Source organism: Micromonospora siamensis (assembly GCF_900090305.1).
In the GTDB taxonomy this organism is placed as follows: domain Bacteria; phylum Actinomycetota; class Actinomycetes; order Mycobacteriales; family Micromonosporaceae; genus Micromonospora; species Micromonospora siamensis.
In genome coordinates this window covers 4,260,822-4,277,167 of sequence record NZ_LT607751.1, presented here as the reverse complement: position 1 = coordinate 4,277,167, position 16,346 = coordinate 4,260,822, and the positions used below count along the sequence as shown (strand labels likewise).

Sequence of the window (16,346 nt, the reverse complement as noted above, 5' to 3'; positions counted from 1 at the left end):
AATCGACCGTGTGGCGGCCCTCCCGCCTGCGGGGACACCCACGAGCGCGGTGAGTCGGGCCCGGACGGCAGCGAGCACGACACCGGTGGCTGGTGAAGCCGTCGAGCTTCACGGTTCACCAGAGGTGTCGTGCTCGCTGGGTCGGCGTCGCTCAGACCCGTGGCGTTGTCACCAGGACATGCGGAGTTGGGCCTTGACGTTGGTGACCCCGGTGGGCAGTGAACCGGCGCTGCCGGACATGCAGAGCCAGGCGGTGTAGTCCTGCCCGTAGGCGCCGACCGCGGGCAGCAGGCTGCCGTACCGCGTCTTGAGTGCCTGGTCGGTGGTCACGTCCAGGGCCCACCAGCGCAGTTTGGTCGTCGGGACGGCGGACGGCAGGGAGAAGGTGAACACGTGCCACGGTGTGGCGGTGGAATCACAGACGCCCGCCCGGTACGCGTACCCGGAGACCCGGCGGACTCCGGTCATCGTGCCGGTCCCGCCGTACCACGACACCGCCTGCTTCCAGGAGGTGACCGGCGGCAGCACCGTCCCGGTACTGCGGTCGACCGCGCGGTTGATCGCGTCGACGACGCCGGTGGAGTCGGCCGCAGGATAGACGGTCCCCAGCGTGCCGGCCGAGAGGCCCTGGAACGAGGTGAGGGCGGCGGGGTCGCTGCCGACCGGGACCGACATGATCGGGATGCTGCCGGCGTAGTAGGCCCCACTCACGGTCGTTGCGGCCGCCGTCGTGGCCGACCGGGCGGTCGCCTTCGACGCCAGCGTCGGCCCGGAGCCCACCTGGATCCGCCGTTGATTGACCGCCGCGGTCACCGAGGCCATGGTGTAGCCGGTGCCCGGCTCCGGGTCCTTCGCCGCGGCGTCCCCGATGACGATCATCGACCGGTTGGCCGAGTCCCGCCAGGGTAGGCCGAGTGCGCTCATCACCCCGCTGTAGGTGAACTCGGGTGTGTCGCCCCCGCCGGAGGCGCCGAGGCTGTTGATGGCGGCGGTGATGGTCGAGACATCGGATGAGAACCCGGAGACGACGCCGGCGTACGGGTCGTTGTACTGCACCACTGCGACCCGGAAGTTGCTGCTCTGCGAGGCGAGCCGGTTGACGATGCTGACCGCCGACGCCTTCACCGCGTCGATGCTGCCACCCATGCTTCCCGTCGTGTCGATGACGAATGCCAGGTCGTTGGCGGTTCGTTCGTTCAGCGCGACCTGCACCCGCAGGCTTGCGGAGGGGTCGGCCGGGTCGATGAAGATGCTGGACCGGGGAAACAGCCCGAAGCAGATTCCCCCGGTCGTGATGACCTCGATCAGGGGGAAACTGACCTCGATCAGGCCGCTGTTGGTGACGACCCTGGCCCAGGTGGCGGTGACCCCGTACGGGTAGCGCTGGAGGGACTCGAAGTACGGGGTGCCCGCCACCGAGGTCAGTGGTCCGCTGTCCAGTGCCGTGGTCTGGTTGATCCACCAGCCGGTCATGCCCGCGTGGAAGACGTCCCGGTGCTCGGCGTCGAGCTGGACGTCGACCAGGACGTTCATCGCGGGAACGATGCCCTGCTCGGTCTCGGTGAGTTCGATCTCCGCCGAGCCGCAGTTGCCGGTGACGGCGGATGCCGGCGTCCCGGTCACGGTGACCAGCCCGACGGACGCCAGTGTGACTGCGGCGAACGCGGCGAGGAGCCGGCGTCCGAGCGGTCGGTAACCTCTCATGCTCGTCCTCTCGTCCCGGCGCCGGCAGCGTCGGCGCCGTGGGGGGATCCAGTTGCGTCGATTCTTGCATCGAAATCCGCTGATCAATATCCGCCTGGATGTGCGCCAGGCGAACGTTGATGTTCCCCGCACCTATTGACGGATGTCGTTTGAAGCCCTGCTGGCGGCAGTGTGCGGCGACCGATGGGAGGGGGTCGTCGCACCAGGTGACGTGGTGGCGTCGGCGAGTGCGCGGCGTGGCCTAGGATCTGCCGCATGCAGGAGGGCCGGTGGACGACGATCACGCCGTCGCAGTTCGCGCACGAGCGAGAGGCGCTGGCGCACGTCCAGGCGCTCCTGCCGGACAGCGAGCCCTACCGCGCCTGGTCGAACTTCACCTTCACCGCCCAGACCGGCCATCCCTACGAGGTCGACCTGCTGGTCGCCGGCCCGGGCGGGCTCTACCTGATCGAGATCAAGAGCCTCAACGGCCGGCTGGTCTCCAGCGGCTCCAACTGGATCCTGAACGGGCCCAGCGGCACCCGTACCTTCGACAACCCGCTGCACCTGGCCGACATGAAGGCCAAGAAGCTGAAGTCGCTGCTCCAGGCCGCCGCGGCCAAGCGGCCGGGGGCGAAGGTCAGGATCCCCTTCGTGCAGGCGGCGGTCTTCCTGTCCCGGCCGGGCCTGCACGTGGGGCTCTCCGAGCACCACCTGCACGGCATCTACGGCCCGGAGCCGGCGGCCGGTCACCAGGCGGTCGCACTGCCGCCGATCACCTCCCTGCTGAAGCGCCCGCCGCAGGACGAGGGGCAGCGGGTCACCAAGGAGATGTCGGCGGCTCTACCCGGCCTGCTGGAGGAGATCGGCATCGCCCGCAGCCGCCGGCACTACCAGGTCGGCGCGTGGGAGCTGGAGACCCGACCTTTCGACATCGGCCCCACCTGGCAGGACCACCGGGCCCGGCACCGCGAGCTGGAGCGGGAACGCCGCCGGGTCCGGATCTACCTGGTGGAGCGCAACGCGGTACAGGCCGAGCGGGCCAGCATCGAGCGCGCCGCCAAGCGCGAGATGCAGGTCCTGCACGGCATCAACCACCCCGGCATCGTCCAGGTCGACTCGATGGAGTCGCACGAGGCCGGGCCGGCGCTGATCTTCCGGTACGACCCGCGTTCGATCCGCCTCGACCACTACATGGCCCAGTACGGCGACCGCCTCGACGCGCTGAGCCGGCTGGCGATGATCCGTCAGCTCGCCGAGACGGTCGCGTACGCCCACCGCCGGCGGTTGCACCACCGGGCGCTGTCGGCGCGCAGCGTGCTGGTCAGCCCGGGACGCGGGCGGCGGGGTGGCAGCGAGGACGAGGCGTGGCTGACGCCTCAGCTCCAGCTCAGCGACTGGCAGTCGGCGACCCGCGGGGTCGACGGGAGCGGTGGGGTCAGCAGCGGTGACCCGGTCACCCTCTCCACCCACGCCGCCGCGCACATCGAGCGCTCGGCCGAGGCGTACCTGGCGCCGGAGCTGACCGCGCCGAAGCCGGACCCGGTGGCGATGGACGTCTTCGGGCTTGGCGCGTTGAGCTACCTGATCCTGACCGGCCAGCCGCCGGCCGCGAAGCGCGCCGAGCTGCTCACCCGGCTGGCCCGGGACAACGGCCTGCGCGCCTCCGCGATCGCCGACGGCATCACCGAGTTCGCCGACGAGCTGATCCAGGCGGCCACCGCCCCGGTGCCGACCGCGCGGCTCACCACGGTGGCCGAGTTCGTCGAGATGCTCCAGGTGGTCGAGGAGGAGCTGACCGCCCCGCCGCCAGCGTCGGTGCATCCCGAGGAGCCGGAGCCCGAGCAGGTCGACCCCCTGGAGGCGCGTGGCGGCGACCGGGTCGGCGAGTGGAAGATCGTCCGCAGCCTCGGCACCGGCTCGACCTGCCGGGCGTTCCTCGGCTTCAACGAGCGCACCCGCCGGGAGGAGGTGCTCAAGGTCGGGCTCTCCGACGAGAAGGGCGCCCGGCTGGCGCACGAGGCGCGGGTGCTCGGCCCGCTCACCGACTCGCGGGTGATCCGGCTGGCCCGGCCGGAGCCGCTGCAGATCGGCACCCGCACGGTCGTCGTGCTGGAGCACGCCGGTGACCGCACCCTGGCCCGGAAGCTGCGCGACGACGGCCGGCTCACCGTCGACGAGCTGGAGACCTACAGCGACTACCTGTTCGGCGCCCTGGACTACCTGGAGGGCGAGGGCGTCTACCACCGGGACATCAAGCCCGACAACATCGCCATCCGGGTCCGCCCCAACCGCACCAAGCAGCTCGTGCTCTTCGACTTCTCCCTGGCCGGGGTCTCGGTCAAGGAGATCACCGCCGGCACCCCCCGCTACCTCGACCCGTTCCTCGGCACCGCCACCCGGCCGGGCTACGACAAGCACGCCGAGTGGTACGCCCTCGGGGTCACCCTGCACGAGATGGCCTCGGGCGAGCTGCCCGTCTGGGGTGACGGCGGCACCGAGCCGCAGCTGACCGAGGGCCCGCCGGTGCTGGCCGTCGAGGCGTTCGACCCGGCGATCCGCGACGACCTCGCGGACTTCCTCCAGCGTGCGCTGCACCGCGACCACAAGCAGCGGTTCGCCTCGCTCAAGGACATGCGCGACGCCTGGCAGCAGGTGTTCCGCCGCTCCGATGCGAGCGCCCCGGTCGGCACCGACCATCCGGAGATCGAGGCCGACGAGCCGGACGAGCAGGCCGCCGAGGCCGCCCGCGACGAGGCCGCCGGCAAGGTGACCCGGGCCACCGCCCTGGAGGCCGCCGGGCTCACCCCGCGCGCGGTCTCCGCCGCCCACCGGCTCGACGCCACCACCGTCGGCGAGCTGCTCGCCGTCGCCAACAAGCTCGCCCACCTGCCCGGCCTGGGCGCCAAGACCCGCCAGGAGCTGCAACGCCGGGTGAAGGAGTGGCGCGGCCGGCTGGGGGAGCGGGAGACCATTCCCACCACGCCCGCCGCCCGCAAGGCCGCAACGGAGGAGGTCGCCTCCGAGGCCGCCGCCGGGGACGGCGACCCCGATCTGGTACGCGTCGGCCTGGACGCGATTGCCACCCTGCTCGTCCCGGCCAGCCGGAACCCCAACGACGTCGAGGCCACCCGGCTGGCGCTGCACCTGCCCGACGCCACCGGCGCCCTACCGGACCTGCCGCTGTGGCCGCAGCACCCGCAGGTGGCCAAGCCGCTGGGGGTCACGCCCGCCCGGGTCGCGCAGATCCTCGGCAAGCAGCGCAAACGCTGGCACGACATCCCGGTGGTCGGCAGCGTGCGTACCCAGATCATCGAGCTGTTGCGCGACGGCGGCCGGGTGATGGGCGTCGCGGAGCTGGCCGCGGCGCTGCTGAGCAGCCGCGGCTCGGTGCGCACCGGGGACGCGCTGCGGCTCGCGGTGGCGGTCGCCGCGGTGCGGGCCGCCGTGGAGGTCGACGCCCTCGCCGACGAGCCGCGCCTGCTGCTGCGCCGGCACGCCCGCGCCGACATCGGCGGCAAGCCGCACCCGCGCGGTGACCGGCTGCTGGTGGCACTCGAGGCGGGCGAGGACGACGGACCGGACACCCCGGCCGCGCCGGCGCTGCTCGACTACGCCGACGCGCTCGGCAAGGCCGCCGACAAGCTCGCCGCCAGCGAGGTGCTGCCCAGCCCGGCGACGGTGCTGCGTACCCTCGCGGCGGTGACCGCGCCCGGCGGCGCGGCCGATGCGATCGACGAACGGCGGCGGGTGCTGCTCGCCGCGGTGGCCTCGGAGCGGGCCGCCGCGACCGCCCGGCTGGAGCTCTACCCGCGCGACCTCGATCCGGTACGCGCGCTGCGGCTCGCCCAGGCCGGCGTGGTGCCCCCGGCGGCCTCGCCCGACGGTGGCCGCGGTCTGACGCCGGAGCAGGTGACCCAGCGGGTGCGGACGCGGTTCCCGGAGCTGGACCCGCTGCCGTCGCACCCGAAGCTGGACCGGCTGCTGGCCGAGGCCGGCTTCGAGCTGCGCTGGGAGCGCGACAAGTACGTCCCGCCGCCGCCCCGCAACGCATCGTCCTCCATGTCGATCATGCAGCGGCGCCCGTCGCTGACCGTGGCGCCGAGCCGATGGACGGCCGAGTCGCCGGAGCTGGCTGCGGCGATGCGGGCCGAGGAGAGGCTGACGGGCGCGCGGTCCGCCGGCGGGTTCCGGGCGCTGACGGTACGCCTGTCCCGGTACGGACTGGCGCGGGAGGAACTGGCGCGGCGCTTCGACGCCCGGCCGGTCAACGTGGCGGCCCGCTTCCTGGAGCAGCTGCACGCCCTGGTCGACGCGCACCCGAAGCCGACCTGGGAGACGGTGGTCGGCGCGGACATCGCGCCGCCCGGCTCCCGGGGCGCGATCAAGCTGGGGGAGTACGTCGAGCGGGCGTGGGAGTTGGCCGCGCCGTCGCTGCGGGCCTCGTTGTCGGTCGACGCCGGGCCGGTGCTGTTGCACGACGCGGCGGTGCTGGCGCGGTATCGGGCGATGGACCGGCTCTACGAGCTGGCCGACGCGGCTCGTGGTGGAGCTGGAGGCGTCTGGGTGTTGTGCCCTATGGATGATCCGGCGCTGCTGCCGAAGCTGGACGGTGCGGTGGTGCGGGTGGGCGACAACGAGTGGATCGCACTGCCCGACGCCTGGGTCGTCAACGCCCACCGCAGCGCCGTCACGGCGTAACCCGTCGCCGTCCCGGCCCGCCGGTTGCACCATGATCGTTGACGGCTGAGCAGCTCGACAGGCCGACGACCAACCTGCCCAGCTGCCAGCGATCCGCGCGTCTTAGCAGATGGCGGGCGTGGACGCTGCAGGGGGCGTGCGACAGGGGTGACCTGGTGCGGGTGCTGCCCGAGGTGTTCGTGGCGGCGCACCTGCTGCGCGATCGAGCGGGAGGATGCGGCGGTACCCCGGTCATCGGTCGGCTGGATCCCGCGCTGGGTTACCGTGCGCCTGGGCGGCGGGGCGCGGCGTGCTCAGTCACCTCAGTGCGCTCGGCTGGTGGGGGCTGCACCGGCAGGTGACCGGCGACCTGCTCCACCTGAGCGCACCGGCGAGCGCCGGCCTCCGTAGCCGACCCGGCGTGGTCGTACACCGGCGTCAGGGCCTCATCCTCGAGCCGCCGCAGGTGGTGATCCGGCGCGGCCTGCCGACGATCCGCCTCGAACAGGCCCTCGTCGACTCGTGGCCGATGCTGCCCGCCAGCGAGCAGCGAGCGCCGGTGATCCGGGCGGTCAACGACCGACTGACCACGCCGGAGCGGCTGAGGGTGGCCCTGACGGGCGTGCCGAAGTTGGACGACCGGGCAGCGCTTCGCACGCTGCTGAGGCGGCTCGCCGAGGGGTGCCGCAGCCCGCTGGAGATCTGGGGGCACGAGCACGTCTTCATCGGCCCGGGAATGCCGGCGTTCCATCGTCAGACGCGGGTGCGCGTCGGGCGGCGCAGCATGTACCTCGACCTGTTCGCCGAGCGGGAACGGGTCAACATCGAACTCGACGGCGCCACCACTCACGGTGAACCGCGCCAGCGGGAGATCGACCTGCGCCGCGACGCGCTGCTGGCCACCATCGGCATCCTGGTGGTCCGCTTCTCCCACCGTCGCCTGGTCCACGAGGCCGGTGACGTGCGTCGGGAGACCCTGGCCATCCTCGCCCGTCGGGCGCCCCCAACCGGCTGAGTCGGCAGTCTCCCGTCGGGTCCGGGCCGCCGGGTCACCTCGGGAAGTCCGCCGGACCTCAGCCGGCCAACGAACTGGTGTCGCGGGAGCCCTCGGCGAACAGGGACAACAGGGCGACCTGCTCGGCGGTCAGGCGCAGCGGCGGGTAGGGGTTGGTGTCGGGGAAGATGCGAGCCGCCTCGAGGTCGGCCGTGCGGATGCTCGTCGCGGTGCCGATCTTGACGCCTCGGCCGGTCAAGGTTTCGCGCAGGCGGCGGGTGTCGAGAAGGTATGCCGCGGATAGCTGCCAGCGGTGATGCCTGACGGCACCTGGTGGCCGTCGTAGGCCACTGAAGATCAGGTAGAAGTCGGCGGAGTGGGGGCTGATGTCGATGCCGTCGAACGCGTCCCCGTAGGTCTTCACGTTGACGGTCCGGCCAGCCAGCGGGCCTGACCGGAATGTTCCGTCGTGGCCGGCCTGGACCGGGTTCGCGGCGAGCGCGATGTCGAAGACCCGCGCCGCGACGAACTCGCCGATGTCCCCCTGTCGGGCCGACCGTCCGGTCAGCCGCGCGATTCTGGCGTCCAGGGCATCACGGTCCCGTAACAACGCCGCCAGCTGATGGAGTTCATCCGTCACGCCGCTGATTCTTCGCGTTGCACACTGGCTCCGCCAGTGACTCGCAGATAGCTTCTCGTCATGGTGACCTCTGCACGGGAGCGGGTTGCGGCCCTCTGGGATGCCCACATCGCGGCCTGGCTCAACGGTGACGATCGACTACCGCCATGGCTGGAGGGCTGGTTCGACTCCTACGTGGGTGTCGGTGCCGGCGAAGTGACTCGTGATGGTTTCCCGGAGCCGTACCACGGTGACCTTCTCGGCCTGGAGCACACGCCGCGGATGGTGGTGCTCGGCCTGAACCCCGGCGCTTTCCACTCCCGCTTCCAGGGGCGAGACGGCATCTTCGCGGAGGAGATCAGGAGGCACTTCTCGTACAGCAGGTGGGCTACGACATGTCCCTACAACCGGCCGCCGTGGACCCTGCCGCACGAGATGGGCGACAACAAGTACTACAAGGCGCGCCTGGAGTTCACCCGCCGCTGGCTCCAGGACCCGGGCGCCGACCACCGTGACCTGTTGATCTTCGAGTGCTACCCGTGGCACTCGACGTCCATCAACGCTCCGCTGAAGCCCCCACCAGAGGTCATCGACGAGTTCGTCTGGCAGCCGGTCGCCGAATTGCCGGTGCAGGATGTGTTCGCCTTCGGCCGGCCGTGGGACGACCTGGCCCAGGTGCTCGGGCTGCGAGAGACGAGCAGGCTGGGATCGGGCGGACCGGACTACGGGTCATCGGTGGCCAGCCGGGCGGTGCGCGTGTACGCGCTGCCCTCCGGTCAGCGGCTCGTCGTCGAGTGGCATGCCGGGTCGGCCGGGCCACCGAGCGCCATGGAGACAGCGCTCCTCCGCCATGAGCTGCTCGGCGCGACGGATGACGAGAAAGGCGAGGCGAGCACGCCTCGTCCCAGGACGGAAGCATCCCGCGCTTCGGCGCTCGCACAGACGTCAGCGGAGCCGCCGCTATGACCCTCGCCAGCGACACCGTCGCGACCGCCAGACGTGTCGACGAACTCGGTCAGTACATGGGCGAGCATGTCCTGTCGCCGTCCGGGGCATGCGTCTGCCGGAGGCTCGACAGCTGCCGACGGAGCGTGCTGGGCGACCGAGGTGGGGTGCCACGACCGGGGGCGGCGTTCACCGCCGCCCAGTTGTCGCACGTCGGCCACCACTACGACCTCCTGCTGGACGGGGTGCCGACGCGCACCCTGGTCATCGCGATGGAGACCGGGCGTGCGCGGGAGGGTGTCACGCTCAAGGAGCGACACGCCGAGGTGATGCAGTCGGCGAGTCTCACGTTCACCGCGCGGAACCCGCACATGCGCGGGGTCACCAGCGCGCTGCGACTCGCCGTCGGCCGGGATCCCGGCGCCGACCGGGATGGTGAGCAGCTCCACCTCGACGGCACCCGTTCCCCGGTGCACCTCTTCGACGCCTACGCCATGGCCAACATGAGGTTGTGCTCCGCGGTGGTCAGAGGCACCAGCAAGTCACTGGGCAACCCGACGATGAGCCAGAACTGTGCCCCACACATGGCGGCCACGATCGCGATCCTTCGGCCCACGCTGTGCATCGTCCAGGGCGTCGAGGTCTACAAGGCGCTCACCACGCTCATGAGCCGCCGTCGTCAGCTTGCCCCGAACCTGGAGGAGGCGCGTATCGCCGGCGTCGACACGCTCGTCGCCGCGTTCACTCATCCGTCCGCCATGCGGTTGACCGCCCACTGGGGGCGCCTGACCAGCGCGCCGTACCTGTACGACACCGTCGCTCCGGCCATCAGAACGGCGCTTCAGCGGATCACATCGAGATGATGCACCGCGACCAGCAGCGCCTGATGAACACCGGGTCGACTCCTGACGGGTCAGCACGTGGTCGTACGGCGCACGTACTCTCCGCTGGACGCCGCGAGGCGTGTCCGAACGGAGGCAGTTGTGACGCAGCAGCGTGGGTACTGGCGGGCGAGCGGCGAGCCGATCAGTGCTCAGGAGGCATGGGAGATCTGGGCACGCCACGCCTACAAGGTTCTGGTCGAGCTCGCCCAGACGTACCACTCGACGATCACCTACGGTGAACTCCGCGACAGACTCTTCGCCGCCTCCGGCATCCGGACGTCGGCTCTCCTGCAGAACTGGATCGGAGAGGTGCTCAACCGGGTGATCTACGAGTCGCGCCGCCGTGGTGACCCGCCGCTGTCGGCGCTTGTCGTCCGGACGGACGACGGGATGGTGGGCGGAGGGTACGACGAGGTGCTCCGCATTACCGGCGAGCCACCCGCGGATGACGAGATGGCCCGGGAGGAGCACGCCGCCGGCTCCCGACTGGCCTGCTACCGCCATTTCGGCGCGTCGCTGCCACCGGATGGAGGTGTGCCAGCCCTGGCGCCGAAGCTGCAGGCAGTCGTCCAGCGCCGTCGTGCCCAGGCTCCGCCGCCCCGCCGGCCGGTCTGCCCCACCTGTTTCGTCCAGCTCCCCGTCAGCGGTACGTGTGACTCCTGCTGACCTGGGCCCGGAACCGGGCACGGAGCGGCGAGGCAGCGCACGGGCGCTGCGGGGGCTACCAGCCCGGGTAGCGTTCCCACCAATACGGGTTGGCTGGCGCCTCATACCCGCTGCCTGCCGGTCCGTCCACGAACTCCGTGACCAGATCACGGGCGAGGACGTCAGCCACCCACGCCAACTCCAGGCGGGAGACCAGGCCCTGGGGTAGCGCATCCGCGCCGTGTAGCGAGCCCAGGAAGGCGCCTGCCGCAGGCGCGACGTGCCTCCCAAACGCCGTGGACGCGGCGAACAGCAGAGCCTGTCCAACCTGCTCACGCTCGGGGTGGGACGCCACGACGTACACGGCTCCGGCCAGCGCCGACACGGCCGTGGCCTTGGGAGCCAAGCGGGCCAGTACAGCCGGGTCTGCCGGCGTGGCTCGGGCGGCGGCCAGCGCCTCAGTGACGGGAGGAAGGTGGGTGGGGCCTGCCGGGAGGTTGCGACACTCGAGTACGGCACCGGCCACCGCCTCCTCGAAACGGCCGCTCTTTCCGCAGTACGCCATGATCGTGGCGCCGATCGCCGCAGCGCTCTGCGCCTCGGCTGCATGTGCGAGGGCGGCGACGTCGGCGGCGAAGGGGCCCGGGGGCGATCCCCCCCCAGTCGCACAGGCCGGCGGGCAGGCTGCGGGTGAGGCCGTGTGCACCCACGCTCGTCGCGGCCGGCGTCTCCACCGTCCCCGTCATCGAGCCTTGCAGGGCAGCGACTGTCGCCGGTGCCGATCCTCTCCGAGCCGCCAAGGCGGGCACGTCCGCCAGCCAGCCGTCAGGCCAGCCCTGGTCCTGCCAGCGCTTGATCCCGGTGATGCCCTGCATGGTCGCCCAGCGGTGGTAGGCGTGCCACACCTGGCCGCGAGGGTGGTGGCTGTTTCCCTTGAGCACAGAACGGATATGCCCCCGGATGATCCCCTCGGCGGTGAAGCAGGCGAGCTGGCCGGCGCTCGTGGCCTTGAGCAGCCCGCTGTCCGGGATCGTTCCGGCAGTGGCACCGAGGGCGTCACCGAGCGTCAGCCCGAGCATGCAGCCGCGAGCCGCCGAGACCTGAGCGGGAGTTGCGTTCGTCATCGCGACGAGCATAGGTCCCGGTATCGCCGCTCCGTTGTCGCCGTGGCGCGGTTGGTGTGACGGCCGCGGGGCGGAGGCCGGCGAGCTGGACGTAGACCTCGCGCTTGGCGGTCGCCTCGCCGCGCCGGTTGAGCACGTAGCCGGTCAGCCAGATCCAGCCGTGGTAGGTCGGCTGGTCGGAGACCGAGACGACGCGGAAGGTCAAGGCGCGGTCCCCGGCGAACTGCACCGAGGCCCGGCCGTCGATGGTGAGCAGGTCGCCGGGGGAGGGCCGCGCGGTCACCAGTGACCGGAGTTCGGTGGGCGGCACTCCCGCGCGTGCATGGTCTGCCAGTCGCGCAGCGCCCGCTTGATCCGGTCGTTCTCCTGGCTGAGCAGCCGTACCGCCTCGTTGAGGGCGGCCAGCTCGTCGGCCACCCGGGCCTGGAACTCGCGTACCTCATCAGGGTCGACGCCGCGCCGGCGCGCGGCGAACTCGCGGGTCCGCACCTCGTGCGGCGTCGACCGGCCCGGGTGACCGGCCGGGTAGGGCTGGCCACCTCGATACACCTGAGCCACGACGATCCTCTCTGCGGGCGGGCGGAAGCGCGGCGGCTCCCGGCAGGGGGTGTGGAAGGGCGGGCCGTCCGCGCGGGGGCCGCGGACGGCCCGCCCGCTCGGCCGCCGCAGCTCCATTCAGCGGTACGACAGCGGAGCAGTCCGGTGGGTCGGGACGGGCACGCGCACCCGCCCCGACCAGGGGATCACCTCTGTGCCTTGTTGCCACGCAAGGGGAGAGGCAGAAGCCAACTTAGCTGTCCCAGTCGCCTTAGTCAAACGTAGAGTTGTTGACGGGTGTCCTTGCGTGATCGAATTGGCATGCCACGCAGGGGGAGTCATGCCGATTACCGCCGACTACATCCGTATTGCCGACGAGATCGTCGCCGACATTAGGGCGAAGAAGCTCAAGCCGGGGGACAAGCTGCCCTCGATCGCCCAGCTCGCCGCGACGCACAAGGTCAGTCCGTCGACGGTCAAGCAGGTCTACGTCCGGCTCGAAGCGCTGCGCGTGATCTGGCGGCACCAGGGCAAGGGCATCTTCATCAACGATCCAAAGCTCTGGATGCGGGAGCCGTAGGTAGCGACCCGCCGGCCGGATTAGGCCTTACGGGTACCCCCGTCCCGTGAGCGGGACGGTTAGAGTCTTCGCGTGATCGACCGGAAGCTGCTCTTGTCCGACCTGCAGAAGCAGGTCAAGAACCTGGAAAAGGACCTGCGAGAGCAGGCCGAGTCGGTCGAGGAGGTGCGCCTCCGCCTGCGTGGTGAGTACGACCACGCCTTCAAGGTCGGGCGTACCGCCGCCACCTGGGCGGCCTGGCGGGACGAGCGGGTCACCCAGGTCGCCGTCGCGTGGGTGCTCGGCACCGTCTTCGTACGCTTCTGCGAGGACAACGGCCTGCTGCCCGACCCGTACCTGGCCGGGGCGGGGGATCGCCTGGTGCTGGCCGAGGAGGCCGAGGCGCAGTTCTTTCGCGACCGGCCCAAGGAAACCCTGCGCGGTTGGCTGGAGCAGGGCTTCGACGCCATCGCCAGCACCCAGGCCGGCAAGTCGCTCTTCGACAAGCGGCACAACCCGCTCTACCAGATCCCGCTGTCGCACGACGCGGCCAAGGAGCTGATCGGCTTCTGGCGCCGGCGCGGCGAGATCGGCGGCCTGGTGCACGACTTCGCGGACCCGGAGTGGGACACCCGCTTCCTCGGCGACCTCTACCAGGACCTCTCCGAGGCGGCCCGCAAGACCTACGCCCTGCTCCAGACGCCGGAGTTCGTCGAGGAGTTCATCCTCGACCTGACCTTGACTCCGGCGATCGCCGAGTTCGGCCACGACGTGGCCAAGATGATCGATCCGACCTGTGGCTCGGGCCACTTCGTCCTCGGTGCCTTCCACCGTCTGTTGAAGGAGTGGGAGCAGCACGCGCCCAACCGCGACCCCCACGAGCGGGTACGCCTCGCCCTCGATGCCGTCCACGGCGTCGACATCAACCCGTTCGCGGTAGCCATCGCCCGCTTTCGCCTGCTGGTCGCCGCCCTCCGCGCAAGCGGCGTCAAGACGTTCGGTGACTCGGCCGGGTACGTCTTCCCGATGCACCTCGCGGTCGGCGACTCGCTGATTAAGCGGCGACAGGCCATGCTCTTCGGCGAAGACCCAATGACGGAGTTCGCCTACGCCACCGAGGACGTGCGGGAGCACTCGGGCATCCTCACCCCCGGCCGGTATCACGTCGTCGTCGGTAACCCGCCCTACATCACGGTCAAGGACAAGGGCCTCAACGAGGCATACCGCGAGATGTACGACGCCTGCTCCGGCAAGTACGCCCTGTCGGTGCCGTTCGCCCAGCGGTTCTTCCAGTTCGCGAAGTTGGGCGACGGAGACGGTAAGGGGGCCGGGCACGTCGGGCAGATCACCGCCAACTCGTTCATGAAGCGCGAGTTCGGCAAGAAGATGATCGAAAAGCTGTTTGCGATCGACGTCAACCTGACCCACGTCATCGACACGTCGGGTGCCTACATTCCCGGCCACGGTACGCCAACCGTCATCCTGGTCGGCCGCAACACCAACCGCGCCCGAGCGGGCACCATCCGCACGGTCATGGGCATCCGCGGCGAACCAAGCCCGCCCACGGACCCCAGCCAGGGCCTTGTCTGGCAGGCCATCGTCGATCAGATCCACAGCCCTGGTTCGGAAAGTCAGTGGATTACTGCTGCGGATACTCCGCGTGTCCAGCTCGGGACCTTCCCTTGGAGCCTGAGCGGCGGTGGGGCAGGCGATGTCAAGTCCCTCATCGATGGGAGCCGACTTGAGCTAAGAGGAAAGGTGGCTCGTGTCGGTGTCTTGGGTATGTCGAATGCCGACGAGGCAATGCATGCGAGCCGGCGGGTTTGGCTTCGGCGGGTTGGAGATCTGGAGTTTAGTAGTCGGCTGGTCGTTGGAGACGAGGTGCGCGACTGGACTTGCGATGAGGGTGACTGGGCCTTCTTCCCCTATACGACAGACTTCCAACTGCGTCCTCTTGATCACACCAGCGCATGGCACCGCTGGCTCTGGCCGAACCGAACCGTTTTGGGTAATCGGGCGACCTTTGCCAAGGTAACCTACTTCGCTGAGGGGCGGCCCTGGCACGAATGGCATCAACTCACGCGGGATCCCGGCGCGCACGAATGGACCATTTGCCTGGCATTTGTTGCTACCCACAACCACTTCGTTTTGGACCGTGGCGGTAAGGTCTTCAACCGTTCTGCGCCAGTGATCAAGTTGTCTTCAGGGGCCTCCGAGGACGATCACCTGCAACTCCTTGGAATACTAAACAGCTCGACCGCCTGCTTCTGGCTGAAGCAGGTCAGCCACAACAAGGGTGGGCCTGGCGGTGGCTATTCAAAGGGTGAGAAGTGGCGGGACTTCTACGAATTTACTGGCACCAAGCTGCAGGAGTTTCCACTGCCGTCTGCGTACCCCCTCGAATTGAGCCGGGCGATCGACGGCCTGGCGCAGCGGCTTTCCAACCTGACCCCCGCGGCGGTTGCGGCCCTTGGCATGCCCACCCGCGACCGACTCGCTGCCGCTCGCGATGAGTGGCACTCGGTCCGGGCGGGGATGATCGCCTTGCAGGAGGAGTTGGACTGGCAAGTCCACTCGCTCTACGGGCTGCTGGACGACGAGTTGACCGTCCCGGCCGGCTCGGTGCCGGCGTTGAAGGTGGGAGAGCGGGCATTCGAGATCGTCCTCGCCCGCAGGGTCGCGGCGGGTGAAGCAAAGACGCGATGGTTCCAGGACTTTGGTTCAACGCCCATCACTGAGCTGCCGGCCCACTGGTCGGATGAGTACCGGGCGATCGTGGAGCGGCGGATCGCGGTCATCGAGGGCAATCGCAACATCGCTCTGATCGAGCGGCCCGACAACAAGCGCACCTGGGAGACGACTGGCTGGGACGCGATGCAGGCGAAGGCGCTGCGCGACTGGCTGCTGGACCGGTGTGAGGCGCGCGAGCTGTGGTACCAGCACGTCGACGGGCTGGAGCAGCCGCGCCCGCTGACCACCGCCCAGCTCGCCGACGAGCTGCGCCGCGACGACGACGTGCTCACCGTCGCCAACCTCTACGCGCCCGGTCAGGATCTCGGCAAGGTGATCGCCGACCTGGTCGCCGACGAGCACGTGCCGCACCTGGCCGCGCTGCGCTACAAGGACTCCGGCCTGAGCAAGCGCGCCGACTGGGAGCAGGTGTGGGACCTGCAGCGGCAGGAGGACGCGCTGCCCGACGAGGCGGCGAAGCGGGAGTTCCGCAAGCAGATCCCGGTGCCGCCGAAGTACACCTCGGCGGACTTCCTCAAGACCAGCTACTGGCGGCACCGGGGCAAGCTCGACGTACCCAAGGAGCGGTTCGTGTCGTACCCGGGTGCCAGCCGCGACGGTGATCCGTCGCTGCTGGTCGGCTGGGCCGGCTGGGACCACCGCGAGCAGGCCCAGGCCCTGGCCACCCTGATCGTGGCCCGCGAGCAGGAGGACGGCTGGGCCGCCGACCGGCTGTTGCCGCTGGTCGCGGGGTTGCGCGAGATCCTGCCCTGGGTACGCCAGTGGTACGGCGAGTTCGACCCGGAGTGGGGTGCCTCGCCGGCCGACATTTACGCCGGCTTCCTCGCCGAGACCACCAACCGCCTCCACCTCACCGACGACGCGCTGACCTCGTGGCGCCCGCCCAAGGCCACCCGCGGCCGGCGACCCAAGGCATAGCAGCACG

The 16,346-nt window shown here is 70.3% G+C and carries 11 protein-coding genes; 7 read left to right on the top strand and 4 right to left on the bottom strand.

Going from position 1 to position 16,346, the window contains the following annotated elements; translation table 11 throughout:
• Positions 1 to 168: 168 nt before the first annotated feature.
• The gene (locus tag GA0074704_RS19780; RefSeq protein ID WP_088971874.1) at positions 169 to 1,704 is read right to left on the bottom strand and encodes a vWA domain-containing protein; all 1,536 of its coding nucleotides are present in this window, start codon (positions 1,702 to 1,704) and stop codon (positions 169 to 171) included.
• A 255-nt stretch (positions 1,705 to 1,959) separates the two neighbouring features.
• On the opposite strand from GA0074704_RS19780, the gene pglW reads away from it, so the two are divergent.
• Both pglW and GA0074704_RS19770 read left to right on the top strand, forming a co-directional pair.
• On the top strand, positions 1,960 to 6,384 hold the full coding sequence (gene pglW / locus GA0074704_RS19775; RefSeq protein ID WP_088971873.1) for a BREX system serine/threonine kinase PglW: 4,425 nt from the start codon (positions 1,960 to 1,962) through the stop codon (positions 6,382 to 6,384).
• Between the two features lie 289 nt (positions 6,385 to 6,673).
• Complete coding sequence (locus tag GA0074704_RS19770; protein WP_231926586.1) at positions 6,674 to 7,378, top strand: DUF559 domain-containing protein; 705 nt, start codon at positions 6,674 to 6,676, stop codon at positions 7,376 to 7,378.
• Positions 7,379 to 7,436: 58 nt separating this feature from the next.
• On the opposite strand, the gene GA0074704_RS19765 is transcribed toward GA0074704_RS19770, so the two are convergent.
• Positions 7,437 to 7,997: a hypothetical protein gene (locus GA0074704_RS19765; protein WP_088971872.1), complete on the bottom strand. Its 561-nt coding sequence runs from the start codon at positions 7,995 to 7,997 to the stop codon at positions 7,437 to 7,439.
• A 60-nt stretch (positions 7,998 to 8,057) separates the two neighbouring features.
• Between GA0074704_RS19765 and brig1 the strand changes: the two genes are divergently transcribed.
• The 3 genes from brig1 to GA0074704_RS19750 all read left to right on the top strand — a co-directional run bounded on the left by brig1 (position 8,058) and on the right by GA0074704_RS19750 (position 10,471).
• Entirely contained in the window at positions 8,058 to 8,942 is an 885-nt protein-coding gene (gene brig1 / locus GA0074704_RS19760) for an anti-phage DNA glycosylase Brig1 (RefSeq protein ID WP_088971871.1), read from the top strand.
• On the top strand, positions 8,939 to 9,784 hold the full coding sequence (locus GA0074704_RS19755) for a hypothetical protein (protein ID WP_088971870.1): 846 nt from the start codon (positions 8,939 to 8,941) through the stop codon (positions 9,782 to 9,784). The genes brig1 and GA0074704_RS19755 overlap by 4 nt, the downstream gene beginning before the upstream one ends.
• Positions 9,785 to 9,904: 120 nt before the next feature.
• Positions 9,905 to 10,471 carry a hypothetical protein gene (locus GA0074704_RS19750; RefSeq protein ID WP_197697554.1) on the top strand — a complete coding sequence of 189 codons (567 nt, stop codon included), beginning with the start codon at positions 9,905 to 9,907 and terminating at the stop codon, positions 10,469 to 10,471.
• 1,035 nt (positions 10,472 to 11,506) lie between these two features.
• Here the strand turns inward: GA0074704_RS19750 and GA0074704_RS29510 are convergent.
• Both GA0074704_RS29510 and GA0074704_RS19735 read right to left on the bottom strand, forming a co-directional pair.
• The gene (locus GA0074704_RS29510) at positions 11,507 to 11,857 is read right to left on the bottom strand and encodes a hypothetical protein (protein WP_331716636.1); all 351 of its coding nucleotides are present in this window, start codon (positions 11,855 to 11,857) and stop codon (positions 11,507 to 11,509) included.
• On the bottom strand, positions 11,854 to 12,132 hold the full coding sequence (locus tag GA0074704_RS19735; RefSeq protein WP_231926584.1) for a DivIVA domain-containing protein: 279 nt from the start codon (positions 12,130 to 12,132) through the stop codon (positions 11,854 to 11,856). Before GA0074704_RS19735 ends, GA0074704_RS29510 begins: the two co-directional genes overlap by 4 nt.
• 319 nt (positions 12,133 to 12,451) lie before the next feature.
• On the opposite strand from GA0074704_RS19735, the gene GA0074704_RS19730 reads away from it, so the two are divergent.
• Both GA0074704_RS19730 and pglX read left to right on the top strand, forming a co-directional pair.
• On the top strand, positions 12,452 to 12,691 hold the full coding sequence (locus GA0074704_RS19730; protein ID WP_088971868.1) for a winged helix-turn-helix domain-containing protein: 240 nt from the start codon (positions 12,452 to 12,454) through the stop codon (positions 12,689 to 12,691).
• Positions 12,692 to 12,763: 72 nt separating this feature from the next.
• Positions 12,764 to 16,339, top strand: coding sequence for a BREX-2 system adenine-specific DNA-methyltransferase PglX (gene pglX, locus GA0074704_RS19725; protein ID WP_088971867.1), 3,576 nt, complete (start codon positions 12,764 to 12,766; stop codon positions 16,337 to 16,339).
• Positions 16,340 to 16,346: the final 7 nt, after the last annotated feature.